The sequence below is a fragment of the Anatilimnocola aggregata genome, assembly GCF_007747655.1.
Taxonomy (GTDB): Bacteria; Planctomycetota; Planctomycetia; order Pirellulales; family Pirellulaceae; genus Anatilimnocola; species Anatilimnocola aggregata.
The window spans coordinates 4,865,970-4,887,208 of sequence record NZ_CP036274.1 but is presented as its reverse complement, the minus strand read 5'-3'; the positions used below and the strand labels follow the sequence as shown (position 1 = coordinate 4,887,208).

16 protein-coding genes are annotated in these 21,239 nt (G+C 56.3%); 8 read left to right on the top strand and 8 right to left on the bottom strand.

Annotation, left to right across the window (positions count from 1 at the left end; genetic code table 11):
• The first annotated feature begins 32 nt into the window (after positions 1-32).
• Together ETAA8_RS18160 and ETAA8_RS18155 are read left to right on the top strand one after the other, a co-directional pair.
• On the top strand, positions 33-341 hold the full coding sequence (locus ETAA8_RS18160; RefSeq protein WP_145091367.1) for a P-loop NTPase family protein: 309 nt from the start codon (positions 33-35) through the stop codon (positions 339-341).
• Between the two features lie 10 nt (positions 342-351).
• Positions 352-774, top strand: a complete 423-nt coding sequence (locus tag ETAA8_RS18155; RefSeq protein WP_145091364.1) for a response regulator — start codon at positions 352-354, stop codon at positions 772-774.
• Positions 775-1,037: 263 nt separating this feature from the next.
• Here ETAA8_RS18155 and ETAA8_RS18150 read toward each other — a convergent pair whose 3' ends face one another.
• Positions 1,038-2,288 (bottom strand): hypothetical protein, encoded by a 1,251-nt coding sequence (locus ETAA8_RS18150; protein WP_145091361.1) that lies wholly within the window; start codon positions 2,286-2,288, stop codon positions 1,038-1,040.
• A 313-nt stretch (positions 2,289-2,601) separates the two neighbouring features.
• On the opposite strand from ETAA8_RS18150, the gene ETAA8_RS18145 reads away from it, so the two are divergent.
• Both ETAA8_RS18145 and ETAA8_RS18140 read left to right on the top strand, forming a co-directional pair.
• Entirely contained in the window at positions 2,602-3,606 is a 1,005-nt protein-coding gene (locus ETAA8_RS18145) for a Kelch repeat-containing protein (protein ID WP_202921066.1), read from the top strand.
• A 48-nt stretch (positions 3,607-3,654) separates the two neighbouring features.
• Positions 3,655-5,073 carry a neutral/alkaline non-lysosomal ceramidase N-terminal domain-containing protein gene (locus ETAA8_RS18140; RefSeq protein ID WP_202921065.1) on the top strand — a complete coding sequence of 473 codons (1,419 nt, stop codon included), beginning with the start codon at positions 3,655-3,657 and terminating at the stop codon, positions 5,071-5,073.
• A gap of 410 nt (positions 5,074-5,483) precedes the next feature.
• Here ETAA8_RS18140 and ETAA8_RS18135 read toward each other — a convergent pair whose 3' ends face one another.
• Positions 5,484-6,347 (bottom strand): SHOCT domain-containing protein, encoded by an 864-nt coding sequence (locus tag ETAA8_RS18135; protein WP_145091354.1) that lies wholly within the window; start codon positions 6,345-6,347, stop codon positions 5,484-5,486.
• A gap of 127 nt (positions 6,348-6,474) precedes the next feature.
• Entirely contained in the window at positions 6,475-7,167 is a 693-nt protein-coding gene (gene bshB1 / locus ETAA8_RS18130) for a bacillithiol biosynthesis deacetylase BshB1 (RefSeq protein WP_145091351.1), read from the bottom strand.
• Between the two features lie 100 nt (positions 7,168-7,267).
• Here bshB1 and ETAA8_RS18125 point away from each other — a divergent pair, with 100 nt between their 5' ends.
• Positions 7,268-7,504 (top strand): hypothetical protein, encoded by a 237-nt coding sequence (locus ETAA8_RS18125; RefSeq protein WP_145091348.1) that lies wholly within the window; start codon positions 7,268-7,270, stop codon positions 7,502-7,504.
• 90 nt (positions 7,505-7,594) lie between these two features.
• Complete coding sequence (locus ETAA8_RS18120) at positions 7,595-10,378, top strand: MGH1-like glycoside hydrolase domain-containing protein (RefSeq protein WP_145091345.1); 2,784 nt, start codon at positions 7,595-7,597, stop codon at positions 10,376-10,378.
• 114 nt (positions 10,379-10,492) lie between these two features.
• Here the strand turns inward: ETAA8_RS18120 and ETAA8_RS18115 are convergent, their stop codons facing one another.
• From ETAA8_RS18115 to ETAA8_RS18095, 5 genes are all read right to left on the bottom strand, one after another.
• The gene (locus ETAA8_RS18115; protein WP_202921064.1) at positions 10,493-11,824 is read right to left on the bottom strand and encodes a DUF2254 domain-containing protein; all 1,332 of its coding nucleotides are present in this window, start codon (positions 11,822-11,824) and stop codon (positions 10,493-10,495) included.
• A complete protein-coding gene (locus ETAA8_RS18110; protein WP_238397413.1) occupies positions 11,821-13,371 on the bottom strand; it encodes a mechanosensitive ion channel family protein in 1,551 nt (516 codons plus the stop codon). The genes ETAA8_RS18115 and ETAA8_RS18110 overlap by 4 nt, the downstream gene beginning before the upstream one ends.
• A gap of 107 nt (positions 13,372-13,478) precedes the next feature.
• Entirely contained in the window at positions 13,479-14,138 is a 660-nt protein-coding gene (locus ETAA8_RS18105; protein ID WP_145091342.1) for a hypothetical protein, read from the bottom strand.
• Between the two features lie 2 nt (positions 14,139-14,140).
• Positions 14,141-14,887 (bottom strand): hypothetical protein, encoded by a 747-nt coding sequence (locus ETAA8_RS18100; protein WP_145091339.1) that lies wholly within the window; start codon positions 14,885-14,887, stop codon positions 14,141-14,143.
• A gap of 97 nt (positions 14,888-14,984) precedes the next feature.
• Entirely contained in the window at positions 14,985-15,950 is a 966-nt protein-coding gene (locus ETAA8_RS18095; protein WP_202921063.1) for an EF-hand domain-containing protein, read from the bottom strand.
• Between the two features lie 679 nt (positions 15,951-16,629).
• On the opposite strand from ETAA8_RS18095, the gene ETAA8_RS18090 reads away from it, so the two are divergent.
• Positions 16,630-19,098: a DUF4838 domain-containing protein gene (locus ETAA8_RS18090; RefSeq protein WP_202921062.1), complete on the top strand. Its 2,469-nt coding sequence runs from the start codon at positions 16,630-16,632 to the stop codon at positions 19,096-19,098.
• Positions 19,099-19,123: 25 nt separating this feature from the next.
• On the top strand, positions 19,124-21,199 hold the full coding sequence (locus ETAA8_RS18085) for a DUF4838 domain-containing protein (RefSeq protein WP_145091329.1): 2,076 nt from the start codon (positions 19,124-19,126) through the stop codon (positions 21,197-21,199).
• Positions 21,200-21,239: the final 40 nt, after the last annotated feature.

Genomic DNA, 21,239 nt, shown 5'->3' with positions numbered 1-21,239 from the left:
ACCAAACGGTTGCGTCTCTGCGTGGCGCACAAATGGTGTGTGCAACATTAGGACAGCGTCGTCCGATCGTCGTCATCAATCGTTACAAGCACAACAATGGCGGCATTCACGTCGATCGAATTCGCGAGTTGCTGCCAGGGTGCGAGCTTCATACGTTGGCCAACGACCCAACCGTGAGCAACTCGATGAACTGCGGCAAGGCTTTGTCGTTGTCATCTCGCGATAGTGCGGTTTTGGCCGACATCGATGCCCTCATTGTGAAACTAGAGCCGACCATTCAGCCAGCCAGTAAGAACACATCACTCTTGGATCGGTTAGGCCGCGCCTTGTCATTTACCTAAAGGACGAAACATGACTCTGAATGTTATTCGCTTGTTGCACGTAGAAGACGATCGCATCCAACAAGCCTGGATTGCTCGTCAATTGGCGACGATGCACGATTATCGATTCGAGACCGCCCGAGCTGCTTCCGAAGACGAGGCGATACGGCTCTTTATCGCAGGGAGCTTTGAATTGGTGATCCTGGACTTTAATCTCACGCAAGGGAATGGAGTGAACTGCCTCAGCCGCATCCGTCAGTATGATTCACTCGTGCCCATTATCGCGGTCTCTGGCACGGCGACGAACGAAATTGCTGCCCTGCTGATTACGGCCGGAGCGGACGACTATCTCGCAAAGCAAGCCTTGGATAGTCGAATACTCAGCCAAAGCGTGCGCAACGTGCTCACTCGAGCACAGGCGTTTCAGTCTCGCTTTGCGGCACTCAGGAATTGAGTATTGCGTAGTTGCTAGCGACTGATTCAGTGAACGGGCATCGCCTCGAATCGTAATCGAGGGTACCGTGCCGACGGCTATTTTCAATCGCGTGTCAGGTTGCCACCAAGTTCGGGCTCTTCCGGTTTGATCGTATTTGTTGGGGGTATCAGAGAAGCGGGACATGCGTTTCTCTCAGAGGGGTGACCACACCTTCGAATGGTCGGACGTTTTTATTGATGTTGGTTTAGAACCGACACGGAATGAATAAAGTCGCGAGCTTGTTACGGCTTGGTGGTTGCCGGAAGCTCCTGCAGCTTGGGAATTGTGGCCTTGGCCTCGGCAATTGCCTGGGCGTCCTGACCGTCCGCCACGATCAGGTTCCAAAGTTGCAGAGCAGACTCGGCCATCTGCTTTCTTTGCCCAACGTATTGCGGCGAGAGTGGACCAAGCGCGTAAGCGGATAGTCGTCGCGCCCGCGATATCAGGAACAATCGCTGTTCAGCGATATCGTCGGCTTCCCAAGTCTTGGGGTTTGCTTGCTCCGCGTCGAGCAGGATCGTCTTGGCAGCTTGGGCTGTCGGCAAATCGGGCCAACGATCGAGGATGCCCTTGTACTGCATTAGACCTGAGTAAGTCGTGCGCGGGTCTGTCATTCGTTGCTTAGCTTCCTTGGCGAGCGCTTGGGCAAGCTCTGCGCGACCGAATGCCGACTCGCTGTTGGCGCGACTGGCGGGAAAGTCTTGGGCGAACTTCTGGCGGGCTGGCAACCCTTCGTCGAGCCAGCGATAGGCTGCGTCCAGATGTTTCGCACCGGGGATGCTGTGCCCGAGGCCATCGACCATCCAAGTTTTGCTCCGCACGCCGACATCGGCCAGCAGGGGGGCCCGAAACCGCTCGATCTCACCTCGATTGAAGTCGGTCTCGCCAGTGAGATGTGCCACGCTCAGTCGCGCTTGCACGCGTTGCCGCAGCCACGATTCATCGCGCAGTTCGCCGGCCGCACACACGGGAATCACGCCACCGAAATACTCGGGCAGCGAGAAAGCAATGGCACAGGCAATGCGGCCGCCCCCGGAGAAGCCACCCAGGTAAGTGCGGTCGGGATCGATCTTGTAGCGACGGCGGACATCGTCGAGCACATCGAGGACAATCCGCACGCGCTCGCGGGTATCACACTCGTTGCCCGCGTTGTAGGGGCTGGCGAAAATTGCACCATGCGCTTCGCAAACGGCTCGCCACTGCGCGAGTCCGGTTGGTTGCTTGCTTGGCGAGATGAACAGAATCAGCGGCGCGGGCTTCGCCGAGTCGAACTTCTGCGGAACGAACAGCTCGTACTTCTGCTGCGTAGAGTCATACTTTGGCAACCAGTCGGCGGGCGGAGTCGCGGGACTTTGATTGGCCACCGCGAAGACCCAGTCGATGCGCGTCGCGGCTTGGACCGCAACTTGCTTCTGATGCCCCTTCTCTGCAGCCCGCAACTCTGCGAGCCAGGAGAGACTCAGGCCAACAACTGCTAACAACCAGAGCCGCATGGCAGAGACCTTAATGAGGGTGATGATCGCCGTAGAGTAAATGCTGCTTGTCGCCGCGAACGTATCCCCTCCGCAACTGCAACAGACGTTCAGCTCGAGCCAGCAGGGAGTTAACAACGTCGGGAGAGGGCGGCCCGGGCGAGACGATTGGCGCAGGAAGCCGGTGCGAGTAACTCGCTATGTTACCAACGCGTTCTCGCCTGCGTCTACCATTCCCCTGGCACACAATGATTCGAGACCACGAGCTAGCGACGTGAATTGCCGGCGGATATGTTCACGCGTGGCAATACTCATGGTACCGAGGGCTGCTGAGATGGCGCGAACGTTTCTGCCGATTGTTTGTTTGCTGGCCTATACGTCGTCAGTCAGCGGCGCTGAACCACTGTCTTGGGTCAAGGTCACCGATCGCGCGGGCTGGCAACCTCGTGATTCTCAGGGCGAAGTTGTTTTCAAAGATCAGTTGTGGCTGCTCGGTGGCTGGTTCAATTCGTTCGCCGAGCCGCCGCGGGATGTGTGGAGTTCGACCGACGGCAAAAACTGGAAGCTCGTCGCGAAAGATGCACCATGGAAACATAGCGACCTGCCGATGACGCTGGTGTTCGGCGATCGCATGTGGTTCATGGGTGGCTGGCACAATGGACGCTTGCCTGGCCATTCGGCCAGCAGTCAAGTCTGGTCTTCGGCCGACGGCATCCAGTGGGAACAAGCGACAGAAGCTGCGGGGTGGACTCCGCGAATTGCGGCTGCTTCCGTCGTGTTTCAAGGGAAGATGTGGATTCTCGGCGGCACGGAGAATTACTACTTTGGCGATGACAAGAGCTTGAAGAACGACGTCTGGTATTCGACGAATGGCAAGGACTGGAAGCAGGCGACAGCCGATGCGGGCTGGTCACCGCGGGCCTATCACCAGGCTGTGGTACTGGGGAACAAGATGTATGTCTTCGGCGGTGGCAATTACGTTCCCAAGTATCACGCTACGAACGACGTGTGGTCTTCCGAGGATGGAATCAAATGGACAAAAGTTACCGAGGCAGCCGAGTGGTCGCCGCGGCTTTGGTTTTCGACCGCCGTCTATCGCGATCACATGTGGGTGCTGGGTGGTTGGTCGAACAATCCCAGTAAGAACTGGGGCGACGCCTGGTATTCGCGCGATGGCCAAGTCTGGAAAGAACTGAAGACCGAGGCCAAGTGGAAGGAACGGCACGAACATAGCGCCTATGTGTTTCAAGACAAGCTGTGGGTTGCTGGTGGTCATGCCCAGCCGCTGAGTAGTGAGGTCTGGTCACTCGAATTGCCCCGCAATTGGTCGGGAGAGTAGCGCTGATCGCTGCCCATCGCCGCTGCTGCGACCTACCAGGAGTTCAAAATGATTTCGCCCAACTCGCGCCGCGGCTTTCTCAATCAAGTACTCAGCGCCACGGCTGTGGCATCAGCAATCTCAACCTCCGGCGGGCTGCCGGCGATGGCCCTAGCCGAAGGAGTCGAGGAAACAACTTGGAAGGCTGGAGTCGCAAAATCTGTCATCACGCCGGAAAAGGCCGTCTGGCTTGCCGGCTATGGAACGAAGCGAGTGCCCGCTGGCAAGTTGCACGACCTGTGGATGAAAGCCCTCGCGCTTGAAGATGCTCGTGGTCATCGCGCGGTACTCATCACCAGCGATTTTCAGGGCGTGCCCAAAGGAATGAGTGATCGGGCTTTTGAGCAAATCAAGAAGGAGTTCGGCTTGGATCGCGAACAGGTGATGTTCACGTTCTCGCACAATCACTGCGGCCCGCGACTCGGCGACGATTTGGTGGACTATTACCCGGTCGAACCTGAGCAAGTCGAACTAGTCAATGAATACACCTCGCTGATGGTGAAAAATGTCGTCGCCCTGGTGGGCGAGGCGCTGGGCAAGCTGAAACCCGCCAAGCTGCAGACTGGAGAGGGGCGGGCCACTTTTGCCGTGAACAGGCGGAACAACCGCGAAGCAGAAGTGCCGGCCCTCATTGCCCAAGGCACACCGCTCGTAGGTCCGGTCGATCACAGCGTGCCCGTGATGACCGTGACGGGCGCCAGCGGCCACATCGAGGCAATCCTCTTTGGCTATGCTTGCCATCCGACGACTTTGAACTTTCTGAAATGGTGCGGAGACTATCCAGGCTTTGCTCAGCTCGAAATCGAAGCGAATCATCCGGGTGCGACGGCGATGTTCGTGAATACTTGTGGAGGCGATCAGAATCCTCTGCCCCGCCGCAGCGTCGAACTGTGCCAGAAGTATGGTCACCTGTTAGCAGTGGGAGTCGAAGAGGCATTGAAGTTGCCGCTTAAGTCCGTTTCGCCCAAGCTGCGCACGGCCTTCGAGCTGATTGACTTGCCGTATCTAAAGGCCGTCTCACGCGAGGATTTGCATCCGCTGCTCCAAGATGGCAATGCCATCCGCGCCCGTTGGGCGGCCAGAATGCTGCAGAAGCTAGATGGTGGCGAGAAGTTTGCGACGACCTATCCTTACCCAATTCATGCCTGGCAACTCGGTAGCGAAATGCTCGTGATTGGGCAGGGAGCAGAAACCGTTGTCGACTATGCCCTCCGTTTTAAGCGGGAGTTTGGCCCCGGGACTTGGGTCTGCGGTTATACCGACGACATGATTTCCTACATTCCGTCTCGCCGCGTTTGGGAAGAAGGGGGCTACGAAGGCGGCGCGAATCTGTATGAATACGGACGCCCCGCTTTTCGCTGGGCCGGAGATGTCGAAGACCGGATCGTGGCCTCGGTACGCAAGCTGGTGAAGCAAGTTCGGCCGTAAGGACGAGTGATTGCCGATTCTCCCGTTGGAGCCGACCGAAAAATATCGGCAGCACCTGCTTGACAAGTGGTCACTACTTAGAGATAAAAGCGGCTGATTGGCAACCTGGTGGAAGATGCGTACTTGCGGGGCGGGAGCGGTTCGCGCCGCTTGGAGGGCCCATTTTTTTGGTTTTGTTGGCAAGCACCAATCGCAGCGAGACGAGCCCCAGAAGTTCAACAACGAGATTCAGCAACGGGGTTTATCAACAAAGAGGATGTTTTTGGAATTAGAAAAAGAGCGCAATTCGTTGCCGCTGAATGACTTGAATGTGCTGCACGCAAAAGGGGGGTGTTGATAAACCCCCCGGCAATAGCCGGCACTGAGTGCGAAGTCACGAGTTCCCGGCAATGGCTCCCGGCAACGAACGATCAAAGCCGCGACAAGAGTTCCGATTTCTTGGCTGCGAATTCTTCGTTCGAAAGGATTCCCTTGGCATTCAGGTCGGCCAGGCGCTCGATCTTGCCGAAGATATCCGCTTCCTGGTAACTCGATCCGGTTGATTGATTTGAGGCCGATTGATTCGAGATGGAAGTTGGCGGCGTGTACTGCGGTGCCGGCGGAGGGGAATACGACGAGTTGGAGGACTGCGAAGTGGGGGGCACACCATTCACCGAGATCACGGGCAAGCTCGAGACGTTGATCGTGCCGTACTGACTGGTGAACGTGAGTGAACCATCGCCGCTTTGTTGCTGAGAGACGCCGCCAATGTTGTTATCGAGCGTGTCATAAACGGTGACTTGCCCGTTGATGTCGACCGCGAGCCGGCGCGAGTTTGAGAAATAGGCATACCGCACATTGTTCTGGCCGCCGCTCCCGTTGGGACTACCCAACTCAGCAGGCCACCAATTGCCTGAGTAACCTCCTTGGCCGGGAACAAACAGACTGAAGCCGCTGCCCGAACCACTCTGCTGTTGCCCGCCACCCTGCCACTGCGACTGATTGCTCACTGGAGGAGTTGGCACAAAAGGTTGCTGAGCCAACAGTTGAGACAGTTCCGTGCACAGATTGTCAACTTTCGACTTCAGGCCGTAGTTGAACATGTCCCCGACCATGGTCATGCCACCCTGCATCCACTGTCCGCCGCCCCCCAGTTCTTGAATATAGAACTGGGCCATCGTGCCGCCGCCGTTCACGACCGACTGCAGCATGCTCATGACGGCGTCTGTGCTGACCCCGTAGCGCTGCGAAAGCTCGTTGATTTTCTGCCATCCTTGATCGGTGAGACGTTGCACGATGAAAACTCCTCTGAGATTGCGTTCTGACTGTCGGCTCTCAACAAGAGTTTCTTCCGACCCTTTTACGATAGAGCGAAGTGACAATTGCCACAAGGAACCCAGGCTGGGCAACCGCGAGGCTTGTCTAAACCAGATTTTCCAGACTGCGAATGCCGAGAGGTTCGCGACAAGCAAAGGGCTCGCCGAACTTGGTTCCGATGGCTTTGCCCCAGTAGGCTGCCTCGTCGCGCAGATTGTCGATGAACGTTGGCGGTTCGGTAGCTCGCCCCGTGACGAACTGACTTTCGTAGCAGCGAATCGCAGCTAGTTTCTTTTCCCAGAACTCGCTGATATCGAGAATGAAGGCGGGCTGGGGAGCTTGCTTCAGATGTACGCAGTAGTAATTGTAAATTCGCTGCGGGTGCCACGGTTGGCCGGGCATGTCGGTCTTCGATAGCTTCGCCCAAAAACGGGCGGCTTCGATCAGTTCTGTCGCGGCCACATGATCTGGATGAGCATCGACCCAGTAAGGAGCAAACAACCACTTCGGTCGCAGTTCTCGAATGACGCCAGCCAATTTCGCACGCGCTTCGAGTGTGGGTTCGAGGCTGCGGTTGGGCAGCCCGAGATTTCCGCGCCAATCGATACCGAGGATCTCCGTCGCTGCTTGGGTTTCGCGGGCTCGAATTTCCAGACTGCCGTGGGGAGTCGGTTCGCCGCTGGTCAGGTCAAGAATCCCGACCTTCTTGCCTTCGGCTTTAAACTTGAGGATCGCGCCAGCCATGCCCAACTCGGCATCATCAGGATGGGGCGCGATGACGAGGTAATCGAGATTCATTTGTGCGTGCTGGCTGGGGAAGTGTGGTGATACTCAGTTGTGCGATATGACTAAGATAGCGAAAACGAACTCCCTTTGGGCAGGACACCAATGAACCGCGGTGAAACGCAAGTTATTGGAGGGCGTGCGCATGCTCACACGCGACCTGAACGTGGGACTGGGTTCGCTGGGAATTGAAGTCAACGCGATCGCGCCCGGCGCAATCATTACTAAAATCAATCATGACCTGCTCCACCATCTAGCACCGCTTGATGCCTTGACCGGACAGATATCATTTGGGCCGGCTCGCCAAGCCGGAGGACGTCGCTGGCCTGCCAGCGTGTCTGGCATCCGCTGACTCGAAATACTTCACCAGGGCAACGTACTTCATCGACGGCAAACTAACATGGAACTACGAACAGCCGTAAAAGGAAGCAATCGTTAGATCATGGCCAACCAGCAAACCGACAATTCAGAATCCCACCGTCTGAGAGAAACTGCCAATCGCGATAGGAACTGGCAGCGCTGGGGGCCCTATCTCGCTGAGCGCCAGTGGGGAACGGTCCGCGAGGACTACTCACCCAATGGCGACGCCTGGACGTTCTTCCCACACGAGCAGGCTCGCAGTCGCGCCTACCGCTGGGGCGAAGACGGCTTAATGGGCATTTGCGATCGCCAGTGTCGACTCTGCTTTGCGGTCGCACTGTGGAACGGCCACGATCCCATTCTTAAGGAACGGCTCTTCGGCCTGACTGGCCCTGAAGGTAATCATGGCGAAGACGTGAAGGAGTGCTATTACTATCTCGACTCGACGCCCACTCACTCTTACATGAAGGCGCTCTACAAGTATCCTAAGAGTGAGTTTCCCTACGATCATCTCGTAGCAGAAAATCAGCGACGCGGCAAAACTGATCTAGAGTTCGAACTCGTCGATACCGGAGTGTTTGACGAGAATCGCTATTTCGACGTCTTTGCCGAGTACGCCAAAGCCTCGCCCGACGACATCTTGATTCGCCTCACGGTTGCCAATCGCGGGCCGGAACCAGCGACTATTCACTTGATCCCGACTTTGTGGTTCCGCAACACCTGGACTTGGGGCTGTACTCATGAGGGCTGTGAAGTCAAGCCGCGGATGGAAACTGCCGGCGACGCAATCCTCGCTCGGCACGTTACGCTCGGCGATTTTCGTTTGGACATCGACCGTGCAGCTGATGGCAGTTCACCTGAAGTGATGTTCACAGACAACGAGACCAATTCCGAGCGGGTCTTCGGCTTTGACGATGATAATCGTTACGTGAAGGACGCTGTTCATGACGCGGTCGTTCACGGTAAAGCCGGAGCAGTGAATCCGCATCAGGTTGGTACCAAGGCCGCGGCGATTTTCAAACTGAACATACCAGCGGGTTCGCAGACCGTCTTACAACTTCGACTTACTTCTGTTGACGAGACGACAAGCACACCCTTTGCTAACTTCGATGAGATCTTCGCGGCGCGCATCGCCGAGGCCGATTCGTTCTACGCTGACCTTGCTCCCGCTACTGGTGGCGAGGCAGCGGCGAACGTCTCTCGTCAGGCATATGCGGGGCTGTTGTGGAGCAAGCAGTTTTACCACTACGTGGTAAAGGATTGGCTCGTTGGCGATCCGGATCAACCACCGCCGCCGGCGAGTCGTCACGGCGGTCGCAATCACGATTGGCCCCACCTGTTCAATCGAGACGTTATCTCGATGCCAGACAAGTGGGAGTATCCTTGGTATGCGGCCTGGGATCTTGCGTTCCACATGATTCCGATGGCAACTATCGATCCCGAGTTTGCCAAGGCTCAGCTCGAGCTCTTTTTGCGCGAGTGGTATCTCCACCCCAACGGGCAAATGCCGGCCTACGAGTGGGCGCTGTCCGACGTCAATCCGCCGGTTCACGCCTGGGCTTGTTGGCGGGTCTATAAAATGACCGCGCCACGCGGCAAGCGGGATGTGGCCTTTCTCAAACGGGTCTTCACCAAGTTGCTGTTGAACTTCACCTGGTGGGTCAATCGCAAGGATGTCGCGGGCAATCACCTATTCTCAGGCGGCTTCTTGGGGCTCGATAACATCGGCGTCTTCGACCGCTCCAAGCCGCTTCCTGGCGGCGGATCGCTCGAACAAGCAGACGGCACCGCGTGGATGGCGTTTTACGCGGCCACGATGCTCGCGATGGCGCTGGAACTTGCCAAGCACGACGACACCTATGAAGACATCGCCTCGAAGTTCTTCGAGCACTTTGTGCATATCGCGGATGCGATGAACACCTTCGGTGGCATGGGACTGTGGCACGAAGGCGATGGCTTTTACTACGACCAGTTGAAGGTTGACGACAGTGTCGTGCCACTGCGAATTCGCTCAATTGTCGGGATTATTCCGCTGTTCGCCGTGGAGGTGCTGGAGCAGGCCGACATCGATCTTCTACCAGGCTTTCGGAAGCGGATGGAGTGGTTTCTTAAGTACCAACCCGAATTGGGGCGACACATCGCTTACTGCGATCGCTCGCATCTTAAGACTGAAAACGAAAAGCGTCCCGGTCAGGCCGCTGGTCACCGTCTGCTGGCAATTCCATCGCGGGAGCGTCTCGAACGAACGCTGCGCTATCTCTTGGATGAGAGCGAATTCCTCTCGCCCCATGGCATTCGTTCGTTGTCGAGAATCCATCGCGACCAACCCTTTGTGTTGCACGCTGACGGTCAGGATCACCGTGTTGACTACACGCCGGCTGAATCAAGCTCCGGCATGTTTGGCGGCAACTCCAATTGGCGCGGCCCGATCTGGTTTCCCGTGAATTACCTCGTCATTGAGGCCCTGGAGCAGTACCACCATTTCTATGGCGACGAGGTGCGGGTGGAATGCCCCACGGGGTCGGGACAGCAGATGAATCTGCTGCAAGTATCGCAAGAGCTGAGCCGCCGCCTGGCAACTCTCTTTTTGCCCGACGATTCCGGCCGTCGCCCGTGTCATGGCGATGATCAACAATACGCCAGCGACCCACACTGGCGCGATTTAACGCTCTTCTACGAGTATTTTCATGGTGACACGGGTCGCGGAGTTGGTGCCAGCCATCAAACGGGCTGGACGGCGCTTGTGGCAACAATTCTTCGCGATCTTCGCTCCGGGCGAAAGGGAGAAGTTGCCGAGATGTTTCCCACGCCGAAAGGCGAAGGTGGTTTTCCAAACGAAAATGCAGTCGAGCAAGTTCGCACTTAACGGGAACCAGCAGGGACTTTGAGTTCGCGTTCCTTCCCTGCTGCCTCAGTCACAATCGCCGAAGTCTGTACAACGTTCTAAGCTTCTCAGGCACAAAGGCTCTTTCGTGTGCTCTCAAAGCAATTTGCGCAAGCGGTCTTTTGCTGCCTTGATGCCGGCGCAATCGTGTGGAGCAATGGTGCGGTCAGCTACCTCGATGATCAAATCAGCCTGTGTGCGGAGAGATTCTCTTCGCGGCCCCGAGTCGGTTGCCCCGCCGATTATTTCGAGCGCGTCGACCTGTCGAGTAAGAATTGCCACATTGCCTTCAGCATTTTGCCGGATTTGATCAAAGGCTTCGGCCAACAAACTCTGAAACGTAGGCCCCCGGGCGAGGAGGCGTGTTTTCCCGCCCTCTTTGCGTCGGAGCGCGGGAATATCGCGAGTAGCGAGCCTGACGAGGACCGCTGCCAGATAGTCCACACACATTACGGCCGTCGTTGTATCGTTGATTCCCGGAGACAGGGCTTTCAAGGCGATATCGACAATCTGCCGTATCCCAAACCCCGCGTCCTGCTGCACGGTGCGCTGCCGACCAACCACGTACACGGCGTTCAATGCGCCGATCTCATCTTCCGCAAGCTCAGTCGCAACGCCGATCGAGATCAACGGAGTTCCCTCAATGACGAATTCACCGATACCACGCTCCATGCGAAAGATCGTTTCCCGCTCCTGAGCCAGCGCCAGCAGCGCATCCCCATCAATGCTCTCGATATAACCGGTCACTCGCGCAGGGACGGCAGTCCAAGCGCGCACTTCGCCGGAGTGTTCTTCGTTGTCGTCGGATTCCTTGTCGGCAGCTTCACCGAGGCCTTTGGGAAAAAGGTGATCCACGGCAGCGATGGTTTCCGACGCAACGGCGGCAATAATACTCGACGCCTGAATGGACAATGCGATGTGATGGATGTAGTAAATCAAGAAAGCAATTCCGACAAACGCGAGCAGCAATCCACCGAGCACCGCGAGTGAAGGGACGAAGGCCTGTTCATCGCCGCCTCGTATTGTTCGTAGTACTACTAGACAGTAGGCGAAGATGCCGACAAATACACCAAGCACCATTTGGTTGATGCGGTCGCGCATGAAATTCCTGAGAACGCGCGACGTGTACTGACTTGAAGTGAGGGACAGTGCGACGATCGTAATCGAGAACACCACACCAGCGACGGTGATCATGGAACTCGCGACTGCCGTAAGCAGGCCGCGAGAACCTGCAGCGCCTGCACCGAATAGCAGCGGCCAATCTTCGACAAAACGTAACTTGATGTTCGCGTCGACGCCGATGATCGCCGTGGCGACTAGCACCGCCCCTACCACAATGGCAGCGGGCACAAACCAGAAACTGGCGCGCAGCTCCTGCGACCAATGTCGCAGCCTCATTATCCAACGCATATTTGGTGTTTCAGTCATGATTTATCGACAGACTGCTGAATTTTGGGGGCCGAGGGATTCGGTGAACTTCGCAGTAGATTGTCACCATCATTCAAGGGCCGGACCTGACGGGCCTGCTCTTCGATTGCTCCGGCGTCACTCGATAAATCGCACTCCGCCTTAGTCGAAACCTCATCAACTTCATTCTCCACTGAATCGAGTGGTGCTGGTTCAGTGAATGGCGGGGCTTCGCTCGATTTGCGGCCAGCCATGGTGACCGGCACACCATTGGGAAAGACAATTTCTCGCGCTTCATCCGGCATCGAAACTCCATTCTTCTGGAATGCCATTTTCACCAACCGAATCAACGAAGAACGCACTTTTAGCAAGCTGTGTTCGCGACCATTCAACCAGAAGTAAATCCGTAAATTGATGGTGGCAGTTCCCATACTGTCGGCGAGTACCATCGGCTCGGGATCCGATAGAACCGCTGGATGGTCCGACAACACCTGTCTGGCAATCTCCTGTGCCTCACTGATGGAACTGTCGTAGCCAATGCCCACGACAAAGTCTTCGCGTCGATTCGCGTTGGTCGTGAAATTCCGGATATTGTTTTTGTAGACTGTGGCATTGGGGATCTGGACAAGGTTGCCGTCGAGCGTCATCAAAATCGTCGTACGGATATTGAGCTGTTGCACGTATCCCGTGATGGCGGAGATTTCGACAAGGTCTCCGGTCTCAAAGGGTCGGTGCATGCTGAGAAAAATGCTCGCCAGAAAATTCTCGGTGATATCGCGGAACGCTATTCCGACTGCGAGACCCACCAGGCCAGTTCCTCCGACCACCGTCAACGCCAATTGTGTCAGGCCGGAAACCCGCAGAATGATGTAGACGCCTAAGAGAAACACCAGTACGCCAATACCGCGAGCCATCACATTCAACAGCAGTCGAGCTTGGATGCGTTCACGAAAGAACGCCTGGGCACCACGGGTCGCCAGCACTCCGGCACCGGCCGACAAAGCCAAGATGAGCAGCCCGAACAGAAAAAAGGGGAGTGAGCGGATGAAGTCGCGCCACAGGGCGAGCATTCCGGTCCAAGCCGGTTCAAAATCCCACACCGACGGCTCGAGTACGTCCATGCGGTTCGCCACGGCCACGACATCCTGAGTATTCCGTGCCAGATCGCCAGCCCATTTCTTGAGCTCGTCGGTCTCGGCGTAGCCGCTGAGGAATACCACTCCTTCCCGAACCTCGACCTGCGGGTCGATAAACCAACCGGTGGCGTCAAGCACGCTCTGGAGTCGCGTGCGGATCTCTTCATCGCGGGCTACGGGATTGATATCCACCTTTGCGGTCGCAGGTGTGAGGTCTTCCTTTTCAGGAGCCTCAACTTGCTTCGGAATATTCTTCTTTGAACTGCCAACCGCGTCGCTTGGTGGCTGTGCTAATAAAGACGAAGTTATTGCGCCGATGATCAAAGCAGTTAGGAAGTGATAGCGCTGGCCGACCACTTCACGCAGCATTGACTTACGCGGGTCAACGCGCCAGTCCGGCGTTCGCCGCTTCGTGCTTGCTACAGTTCCCATGTTTGGTATTTCACTTGCTTGTCAGCGAGCGCTTGAGAGCTAAGTATTGATTCCTTCTCGTATGGCGTTCATTTTGTTTGCTCAAACACAAGAGATCCGCCGAAACCTCATTCTGGCGCGTCCTGCATGGTCTTCAGAATTCGCACCATGCGCCTTTCGAGCAGCTCTTGCGGCTCCAGCGTTGCATCCGCATCGTTCAGACGAGCCAACTTGTCGTTCAGCCGGATGTGTACTGCCAGCGCACTCTCCGCTTGTTTCCGAATGTCAACACCAAGTTGGTTCTCGATTTCCGTCTCCATTTCCAAGACCAGACGACGCGTCTCGTCTGGCGCAGCTTCGATCTGCTCAAATGCTTGGATGACCGTTTCGCGGTTGTCGCGAAGCACCGTGCGGAACTGCTCGGCGCTCAGGTCGCCCGCTTCGTTCAACCCTACTGTTAGTTGCTGAGCCGTAAAGTCCTCCAGCCATTGACGTGCCTCCGGTGCCGAGGCTGTCACGCTGCGGCTGACTCTGGCGGCAATCGCGGGAGATTGGTTATGTACTTTCTGAACGAGCTCCTCGCGGAACTGTGGATAGTTCTCGCGAATCGCCGCTTCTACGCGATTCGCCATTTTCTCTGGATCGAGAGCAGCAGTGACGCGGTTGTATGCAATCAAACTGACGATCACGATTTCTGCGACTAGCACGCCTGCCAGGATCGCTGACAGATACGAACCTGCACCGACCGCTTCGGGTATTCTTGGATTATTGTGTGGGATGTTGTTCATAATCATTCTTCCTTGCGTGTCGGGCGAGTTTCGACCGGTAAACGCTCGACTTGCGTTGTTCGAGCATTCAACGGGCCAGCAGACGTCAATTGCTCGTCAACCTGATCGGCAAAGGCCAAGACGGCCCAATCGGAGGCGTAGTCGGCAAGTTGTTCATTGAGTGACGGCTGATCAGGACCAGGCATGGGGACAGGCTTTACCTCTTTCCACAGGCTGACGGTCCGATCGGCTTGCTGGCGAAACTTATCCAGGTAGTACCGTTTGACAAGTCGATCGAATGTCTGCTCAAAGTCAGCCAAGACCGCTTCGACATTCTCATCGCTGGCGTGTTCCGGAAATTCTTCTTTGACAATGTTGCGATGGCGGCGAAGATAGCCAGCGTACCGCGCCTTAACCTGCTTCATGAATTCCTGCTCCACGTTACCGAGATACTCCTGGCCTTCTGATTTGAACGTGCGGATGTAGCGGGGATAGTCCTCCGCTACTTGCGCATAAACTGCGTCAACGATTGGGGGACCTATTTCTTCTGCAATCCCGGCCGCTTCGGTGGAAATGGTTTCTGAGTGCCGCTGCAGACGTTCCCTGGCCACCGAAACGTAAGGCTGAGCGGCCTGCGGATTGATTTCAGACTGGTAGAAGGACTCGAAATAGACGCTTACCCCGATGATCAGGAGTATGAAACTGCCCAGAATGACATTCGTGACAAGCAGCGCGCTCGTTGCTGGCTTTTCTCGGTATTCGTCATTCATGGCCGGTTTCCTAGTTGACTTGCAGAGTTAATTCACTGGTTGCGGTGCCAAGTGCAACTCGTCTTGGCACCGCATGCTTCTTACTCAGCCGGCGTGCTTACCGCGAACGCCGCGCGTCGCCAGAGCGTGCTTGCTCCGCCCTTGGTGCATGCTTCGCCAATTCGCTTGCCGTCAAGCGGCGATCGTCATTGGCGTCGATGCGATCGAAATCGTCGTACATCCGGTCTGGCATTTCGCTCCGCATAATCTCTACGTCATCGTTGCGGTCATGCTTACGAATAAACTCACGTGCGCCTTTCATCGTCATGCCCTCTGGGTCGTTCTTCGTACTCTCGTCACTCGACCACCAGGCGGCCCACCACTGAGACCATGTTTGATCTTGGTTATCCGACTTCGGTTGGTTTCTGGCAGTGCTAGAACCGGCAGGCGTTGATCCACTGTAGAGTTCATCGCCAACAAGGCGAACTTCGTCGCGACTCAAGTAACCGTCTCTGTTACGATCGATTTGTTTAAAATCTTTACGGTGCTTGGCAGGCAGTTCGCGCCGTGAGAGTTCGCCATCGTTGTCTTCATCATGTTCACGGACAAAGTGTCGCGCGCCACTTTCGGCACCCTCTTGCCTGCTGCGCCGAGCTGTTTTCTCTTCTTCCCACCACGATTGCCACCACCGGCTCATAGCGTTTGCCGCCCGTTCAACGTCGATCGTTCCTTTGCCTGCTGCTTTCAAGTCGTGACGGTCGGTGTCGTACCGCAATTCCAACTCTCCATCGCGAGTGATCGGCTGCTTATTCCTGCGATTCTGTGCATCGCGCAGGCGAATCTCCTCATCGACCTCAATCTTCAAGCTGCCCTTGCGATCGTCATACCTCAGACGGATCTCGTCGCTTTGCTCAGACGAGGATCGCTGCTTCTCGCCATCGGAGGATTTCTCGGTGTTTTCTTTAGTCCGATTTCCCGAGCCTCGCTCTCTCTCCTGGTCTTTGACTTGCCCATTCTGGCCATAACTTGCGGCAGTCGCTGACATGAGGCCCAGCACAGTAATAGCTGTCCATAAGCGTTTCATGGGTCGTTCCTGTTCGATGTGCGTTCGAAATGCAACTGACGCGGTCTCTCCGTGAACTGCGCTCGTATTTGAAGTTGAGAGGCGAACCGTGCGCCAAGCAGCCCGCGGAAACACCATTAAATTTTCAAAACGGGCTGCTTTCTGCATGACAGATTGGCGGCGCGGGTGATCCCTGCGCCTCTGGTGCTCGTGTAAGCCGCGCTAGCCGAGTTCGCTGAAGCGGATAATGTCACAGGCAGTAGCGTCACTTAAGTAAGGTGGAGACGCTACTTCTGCGCCATCGCTAACCAATCCGCTTTCACTGCAAACGCCGTCAGTTTGTCGGTGTGGCACATCAATCGCTTAAAACCCACCTGCGAAACGCGACGCCTCAACCTTTTTACGTTTTGAACGGGCGATCGAACTCAAGAAAGTTGTTCGCTGCTGAACCATGCTGCTCTACATCGAACCTCGCATGGCGCAAGCAGCTGTCCTGGAATCGCAGCGACTGTATTACGGCTTACATCTCGCCCTCTGGGCCGCATTGGCGAAGTCCAGGACCGGCTCACCGAGTCGCTGTGAAACACCAAGTGCCTCGTGGTGCATTTTGCCAATTGATAAGCAATACTGGGCAAAACGCTAGCGGCGATTCGCCGCAATGAGACGCCCCTGCCTCGTTCCCTGTAGGCTCACGTCGATCATGTTGAAACTCATTCCATTTGTAGTGATCGCCTTTTCCTGCATTGCCCGGCTATCGGCCAGTGATTTACTGCTGGTCGAAGACGGCCACGCGCGAGCCGAAATCGTCGTTGCAGCCGAGCGGCCCCGGATGACGACCTTAGCGGCGCTGGAAATGCGTCACTTTGTGCAAAAACTCAGCGGTGCGAAGTTGCCGATCGTCACCACACCGTCGAAAACCGATGCCATCAAGATTTATATCGGCCGCAGTCCCGCTACGGATCGTCTCGGCATCGCGGACGAGGGCTTGAAATACGGAGCATACCGGATCGCCTCTGGTCCAAATTGGCTGGTACTTCTCGGCCACGATGAGGATTTCGACCACACCAAGATGCCTTGGCCGTTGAAACGCAATGCCGTGCCCGAGGAAGAAGCGAAATGGTTGCAAGCGACAGCAGGCCAGACCGATGCCGCTTGGGGGTATCCCTTCAACAGCGGCTTCAAGTCGCTCTGGAGTCCGGGCGACTTTAAGGAGCAGATGACGGCTCGCTACGGCGATGACTTTTCAGCGCTGTGGTCTAAGCGTCCCGGCTCTCCTGAAGGTTTTTGGGAACACGACCTCGGCGGTTCGTCGAACGCGGTTTACGCATTGTTGCGCAGTTGGGGAGTTCGCTGGTACATGCCAGGCGAAGTCGGCGAGGTAGTGCCGACGAAAAAGACGTTGGTTGTCCAGCCGATCAACAAAACGATTCGGCCCGACTACGCGATGCGTGATTGGAACTGGTACAACTTTTCGGGCTTCGCCTATGACGACGTGATTTGGGCCCGCCGACTGGGCATGAATACAGGACACGATCTCGTCGGGCCGCTCAAAGGCCCCCACGGGATGGTGCATGTGATGTCTGCCCCGGCGATGAAAGAGAAACATACCGATTACTACGCGTTGATCGGCGGCAAACGCGATATCGATCATCGTCGTGGAGGTACGCCGTGCTTCACCGCCCCGGGTTTGGAGAAAGAAACGGTCCAGTTCCTTCGCTATCTGTTCGACACCTACGATGTGCCGAGCGTGGATGTTTGGCCATGTGACGGTTTGCAACTCTGTCAGTGCGAAAAGTGCCAGGGCAAGAACGCCTCCGATCTGGTGTGGGGCTTCGCCGATCGCGTCGCTCGGCAGATTCACAGCAGCCACCCGACGAAGCGCGTGACCTGCGGCGCTTACACGTCGTATCGAGCACCACCTCCGTCGATCGACAAACTCAGTCCGAATCTGGCTGTGTGGATCTCCAACTGCGGCCGACCACTAATGCTCGACGATGTGCATTGGAAGGGATATCAAGAACTCATGAACGGCTGGCGAGCGAGAGTCGCGCCCGGCAATATTCTGCGATTGGAGAACAATCGCTATCACATTTTTGGCGACGGCCCGATCGGATATCCGGTCATCCATCCTCGCAGTGCGGCCCGCGATCTGAAGGCCATGAAAGGCATTTCGCTCGGCGATACCGGCGAACAAAGCCAAGCGCAAAGCAAGTGGCGAACCCCTGCGATCGAGCATATCACGCTGTATGTCGAATCGCAGTTTCTTTGGAACGCCGATCAAGACGTCGACACGCTGCTCGACGAATACTGCCGGTTGTTCTACGGCCCTGCCGCAAAGGCGATGTACGATGCCATTCACTTCGCCGAACACAATCTGGCAGTGAAAGATCAGAGCCGCAACGGAGGTCGCGCGAATCCAATGAATGTCCCGCTCACGGTCAGTTTGCGATTGCGTGAAAAATTAGAGCAGGCTCAGCAACTGGCAGGTGACACGATCTACGGCCGTCGCATCGCGGCGATCCAGGCGGATCTGAAGTCGAAAGAGCAACTTATCGCCGACGACCAGCAGCAGCGGCAAGCGTTGGCCGACGCCCGAGCCAAGGCCCCGGTCGCGCGGGCCCATGCGGGTGACGACCTCTCGACCGCGACCAAGTACATCTTGAAAGATAACACTACTGGTGAAAAGTCGGACGTGACCACCCAGTTCCGTGTCGGCTGGGCTGGTGAAGCCATCGTGTTCGAAGTCGTTTGCAGCGAGCCGCGGATGAAGCAGCTTCAGGTCGCACAAAACGTCTTCGACGGCGACAATATTGCCATCTCGCTCGAAACGCCGCTCCACTCGTACTACCATCTGGAAATCAATCCGGATGGCATCGTGGCCGACGGCAACCCCGGCCCCGACTGGCAATCGTTGGCCGAAGTGAAAACCGAGCGCGGCGACGATTTTTGGCGCGTGCGGGTCCGCATTCCGGTCGTCACCGCCGACGAAGCAAGTTCCGATCCTCGGCATCGCATTGGCGGCGCGAAGCCGACCGCCGAGGCGCCATGGTACTTCAACGTCGGACGCTATCGCGTTGTCGATCTGGACAAGCCGGAGTTGCAAGCTTTCTCGCCGACGAAACGAGGCTGGCACCAGCCAGCGCGATTCGGCAAGTTGTTGGCGGAGTGAATCGCCACCAATCAAGGAAAATTCGATGTATCGATTTGAATTGTTGCTCTCCTCGGTAGGTGCGCTATTTTTACTGAGTTGCGCAGGCACCGCAGGGCTTCTGGCAGAGGAACCAGCCGCCATTCGCGGTCAATCAGCGATAGTCTTGGTGGCCCAAGGCAAGAGCCTGGTACCGATCATCTTGCCGGCGAAGCCGACAAGGTATACCAAAATCGCTGCAACCGATTTGGCCGAGTACCTCGGCAAGGTCGGCGGCGAAAAGCCCAAGATTCTCGAAGGGGTGCCTAACCCCATCCCAGAACATGCGATCTGGGTTGGGGGCCAACCGGTTCTCAAAGAGCTTTTCCCCGGCACGGACTTCGATTTGAAGCATCCGGAGGAGATTCTGCTCAAATGCGATGGGAAACATCTCATCATTGTCGGACGGGATATATGGGATCCGCTCACCAACAAGATGAAGATCTTGGGTGGCAAGACAGAGGCGGAAAGAAAAAACTATCTGGCGGGGTTCGCAGAAGCCAACGGCGACGTCAACGGTTTTCAGTATGAATATGGGACCGTGAATGCTGTCTATACGTTTTTGCAAGATAAGCTGGGAATCCGCTGGCTCTGGCCAGGAGCGGAGGGTGAAGTCGTTCCTAAACAGACGCAGGTGACGCTCGGCTCGTTTGAGTTGAGATACCACCCGCAGATTCGGATGCGGCAAACTGTTTATGCTCAGCTGGCCATTTATAAGAAAGGAGGCGAGCCCGGCCAGAGTGGCGGAGACTGGGTTCGCAGACAGCGCGTTCAACTCGACTCGCTGTACGCCCCCAGCGGAGGTCATGGGTTCACTGAATGGTATGCGGCCTACCACAAAACCCATCCGGAATACTTCGCCCTGCAATCCGATGGCACCAGAGAATACAAAGGCGAACCAAGGCATGCCAAAATTTGCCAGACGAATCCAGCAGTCTCCGAGCAGTGGTTGAAAATCATGGCGGAGATGAACGCCAAAAATCCCCACAGGACTGTCTTCAACGTAGCCGCCAACGACAGCACCGGCAGCGGCATCTGTTGTTGCGACCGCTGCAAGGCTTGGGATCATCCCGAAGCGGCGAAGATGATTTGGAACTATCCCGGGGGCAAGGAATTGGTCGGAAACGCCACTTCGGACCGGGAGGTTACCTTCGCCAATCTGCTCGCGCGAAAACTCAAAGAGCGTTATCCGGACAAAGACTATAAGGTGCTCATCCAGGCTTATGGAGGCGCGGCATCGCCGCCGATCGAAGCCATTCCCGACGCCAATGTGATCGTCTCCAGTGTTGCCGCTCCCTTTTCCAATCTGGAAGGCTGGTCAAGAGTCACGACGGGAGGCTTGATCTGGCGCCCTAACTTCGCTGATCCGGCGCACTTCAAGACAGGTGGCCCCCCGGACATTACAGGCGCAGGAGCGCTCTTCCAGAAGGCGGCTGCCTGTGGCGCAACGGGCGTTTCCCTCGACATGCTCTGGTCCTGGTGGGCCACCCAGGGACCGATGTATTATCTCATGGCCCAACTGGCCTGGAATCCAGATCGATCCGTCGATGAGATCATGAATGACTATTATCAGGCAGGATTCGGACCGGCGGCGAAGGACATCGAGGCCTATTGGAAGCTCCTCGAAAGCAATCGGATCGCGATCCAACCGGATAAGTCGACCGCAGGCGTTAAGTCTTGGGCTGAGGCCTTCGACCCGGAATTCTTCCTGAACGCCTATGCCTTATTGGACAGTTCAGCAGTCAAGGCTGCGCAGGCAGGAAGTGAATATTCCGCGCGGGTCGCCTTCGTTCGGGCGGGGTTGGACTACCTGCGACTGAATACGGAGAACCAGTCCCTCGTTAAGCAAATCATTGAAGCGAAAACTCCGGAACGTGACGCAATCGAGAAGATGCGGGCTAACTGGAAGCTGATTGAAGAGATTAACCAGAAGCATCCCGAGGCCTTAAGCATCAACAGGCTATCGGAACTAGGATACATCCATCCTGCTGCCGACCACAAAGAACTCGAGCGAAAGTTGCAAACGAAAGCGGCACTCCGAGACCGGAAGAACGCCCGCACACGTGAACTCAATCCGAAGTAATTTAGCAAATTGTCGGTTCTCTAATTTGCCGCGACATTTG

What these genes read in the sequence shown, in the direction of transcription:
- ETAA8_RS18105 (WP_145091342.1), bottom strand. Translation starts at nt 14,138, where the DNA reads ATGAACAACATCCCACACAATAATCCAAGAATACCCGAAGCGGTCGGT.
- ETAA8_RS18140 (WP_202921065.1), top strand. Translation starts at nt 3,655, where the DNA reads ATGATTTCGCCCAACTCGCGCCGCGGCTTTCTCAATCAAGTACTCAGC.
- ETAA8_RS18145 (WP_202921066.1), top strand. Translation starts at nt 2,602, where the DNA reads ATGGCGCGAACGTTTCTGCCGATTGTTTGTTTGCTGGCCTATACGTCG.
- bshB1 (WP_145091351.1), bottom strand. Translation starts at nt 7,167, where the DNA reads ATGAATCTCGATTACCTCGTCATCGCGCCCCATCCTGATGATGCCGAG.
- ETAA8_RS18150 (WP_145091361.1), bottom strand. Translation starts at nt 2,288, where the DNA reads ATGCGGCTCTGGTTGTTAGCAGTTGTTGGCCTGAGTCTCTCCTGGCTC.
- ETAA8_RS18095 (WP_202921063.1), bottom strand. Translation starts at nt 15,950, where the DNA reads ATGAAACGCTTATGGACAGCTATTACTGTGCTGGGCCTCATGTCAGCG.
- ETAA8_RS18085 (WP_145091329.1), top strand. Translation starts at nt 19,124, where the DNA reads ATGTATCGATTTGAATTGTTGCTCTCCTCGGTAGGTGCGCTATTTTTA.
- ETAA8_RS18090 (WP_202921062.1), top strand. Translation starts at nt 16,630, where the DNA reads ATGTTGAAACTCATTCCATTTGTAGTGATCGCCTTTTCCTGCATTGCC.
- ETAA8_RS18110 (WP_238397413.1), bottom strand. Translation starts at nt 13,371, where the DNA reads ATGGGAACTGTAGCAAGCACGAAGCGGCGAACGCCGGACTGGCGCGTT.
- ETAA8_RS18160 (WP_145091367.1), top strand. Translation starts at nt 33, where the DNA reads ATGGTGTGTGCAACATTAGGACAGCGTCGTCCGATCGTCGTCATCAAT.
- ETAA8_RS18100 (WP_145091339.1), bottom strand. Translation starts at nt 14,887, where the DNA reads ATGAATGACGAATACCGAGAAAAGCCAGCAACGAGCGCGCTGCTTGTC.
- ETAA8_RS18115 (WP_202921064.1), bottom strand. Translation starts at nt 11,824, where the DNA reads ATGACTGAAACACCAAATATGCGTTGGATAATGAGGCTGCGACATTGG.
- ETAA8_RS18155 (WP_145091364.1), top strand. Translation starts at nt 352, where the DNA reads ATGACTCTGAATGTTATTCGCTTGTTGCACGTAGAAGACGATCGCATC.
- ETAA8_RS18120 (WP_145091345.1), top strand. Translation starts at nt 7,595, where the DNA reads ATGGCCAACCAGCAAACCGACAATTCAGAATCCCACCGTCTGAGAGAA.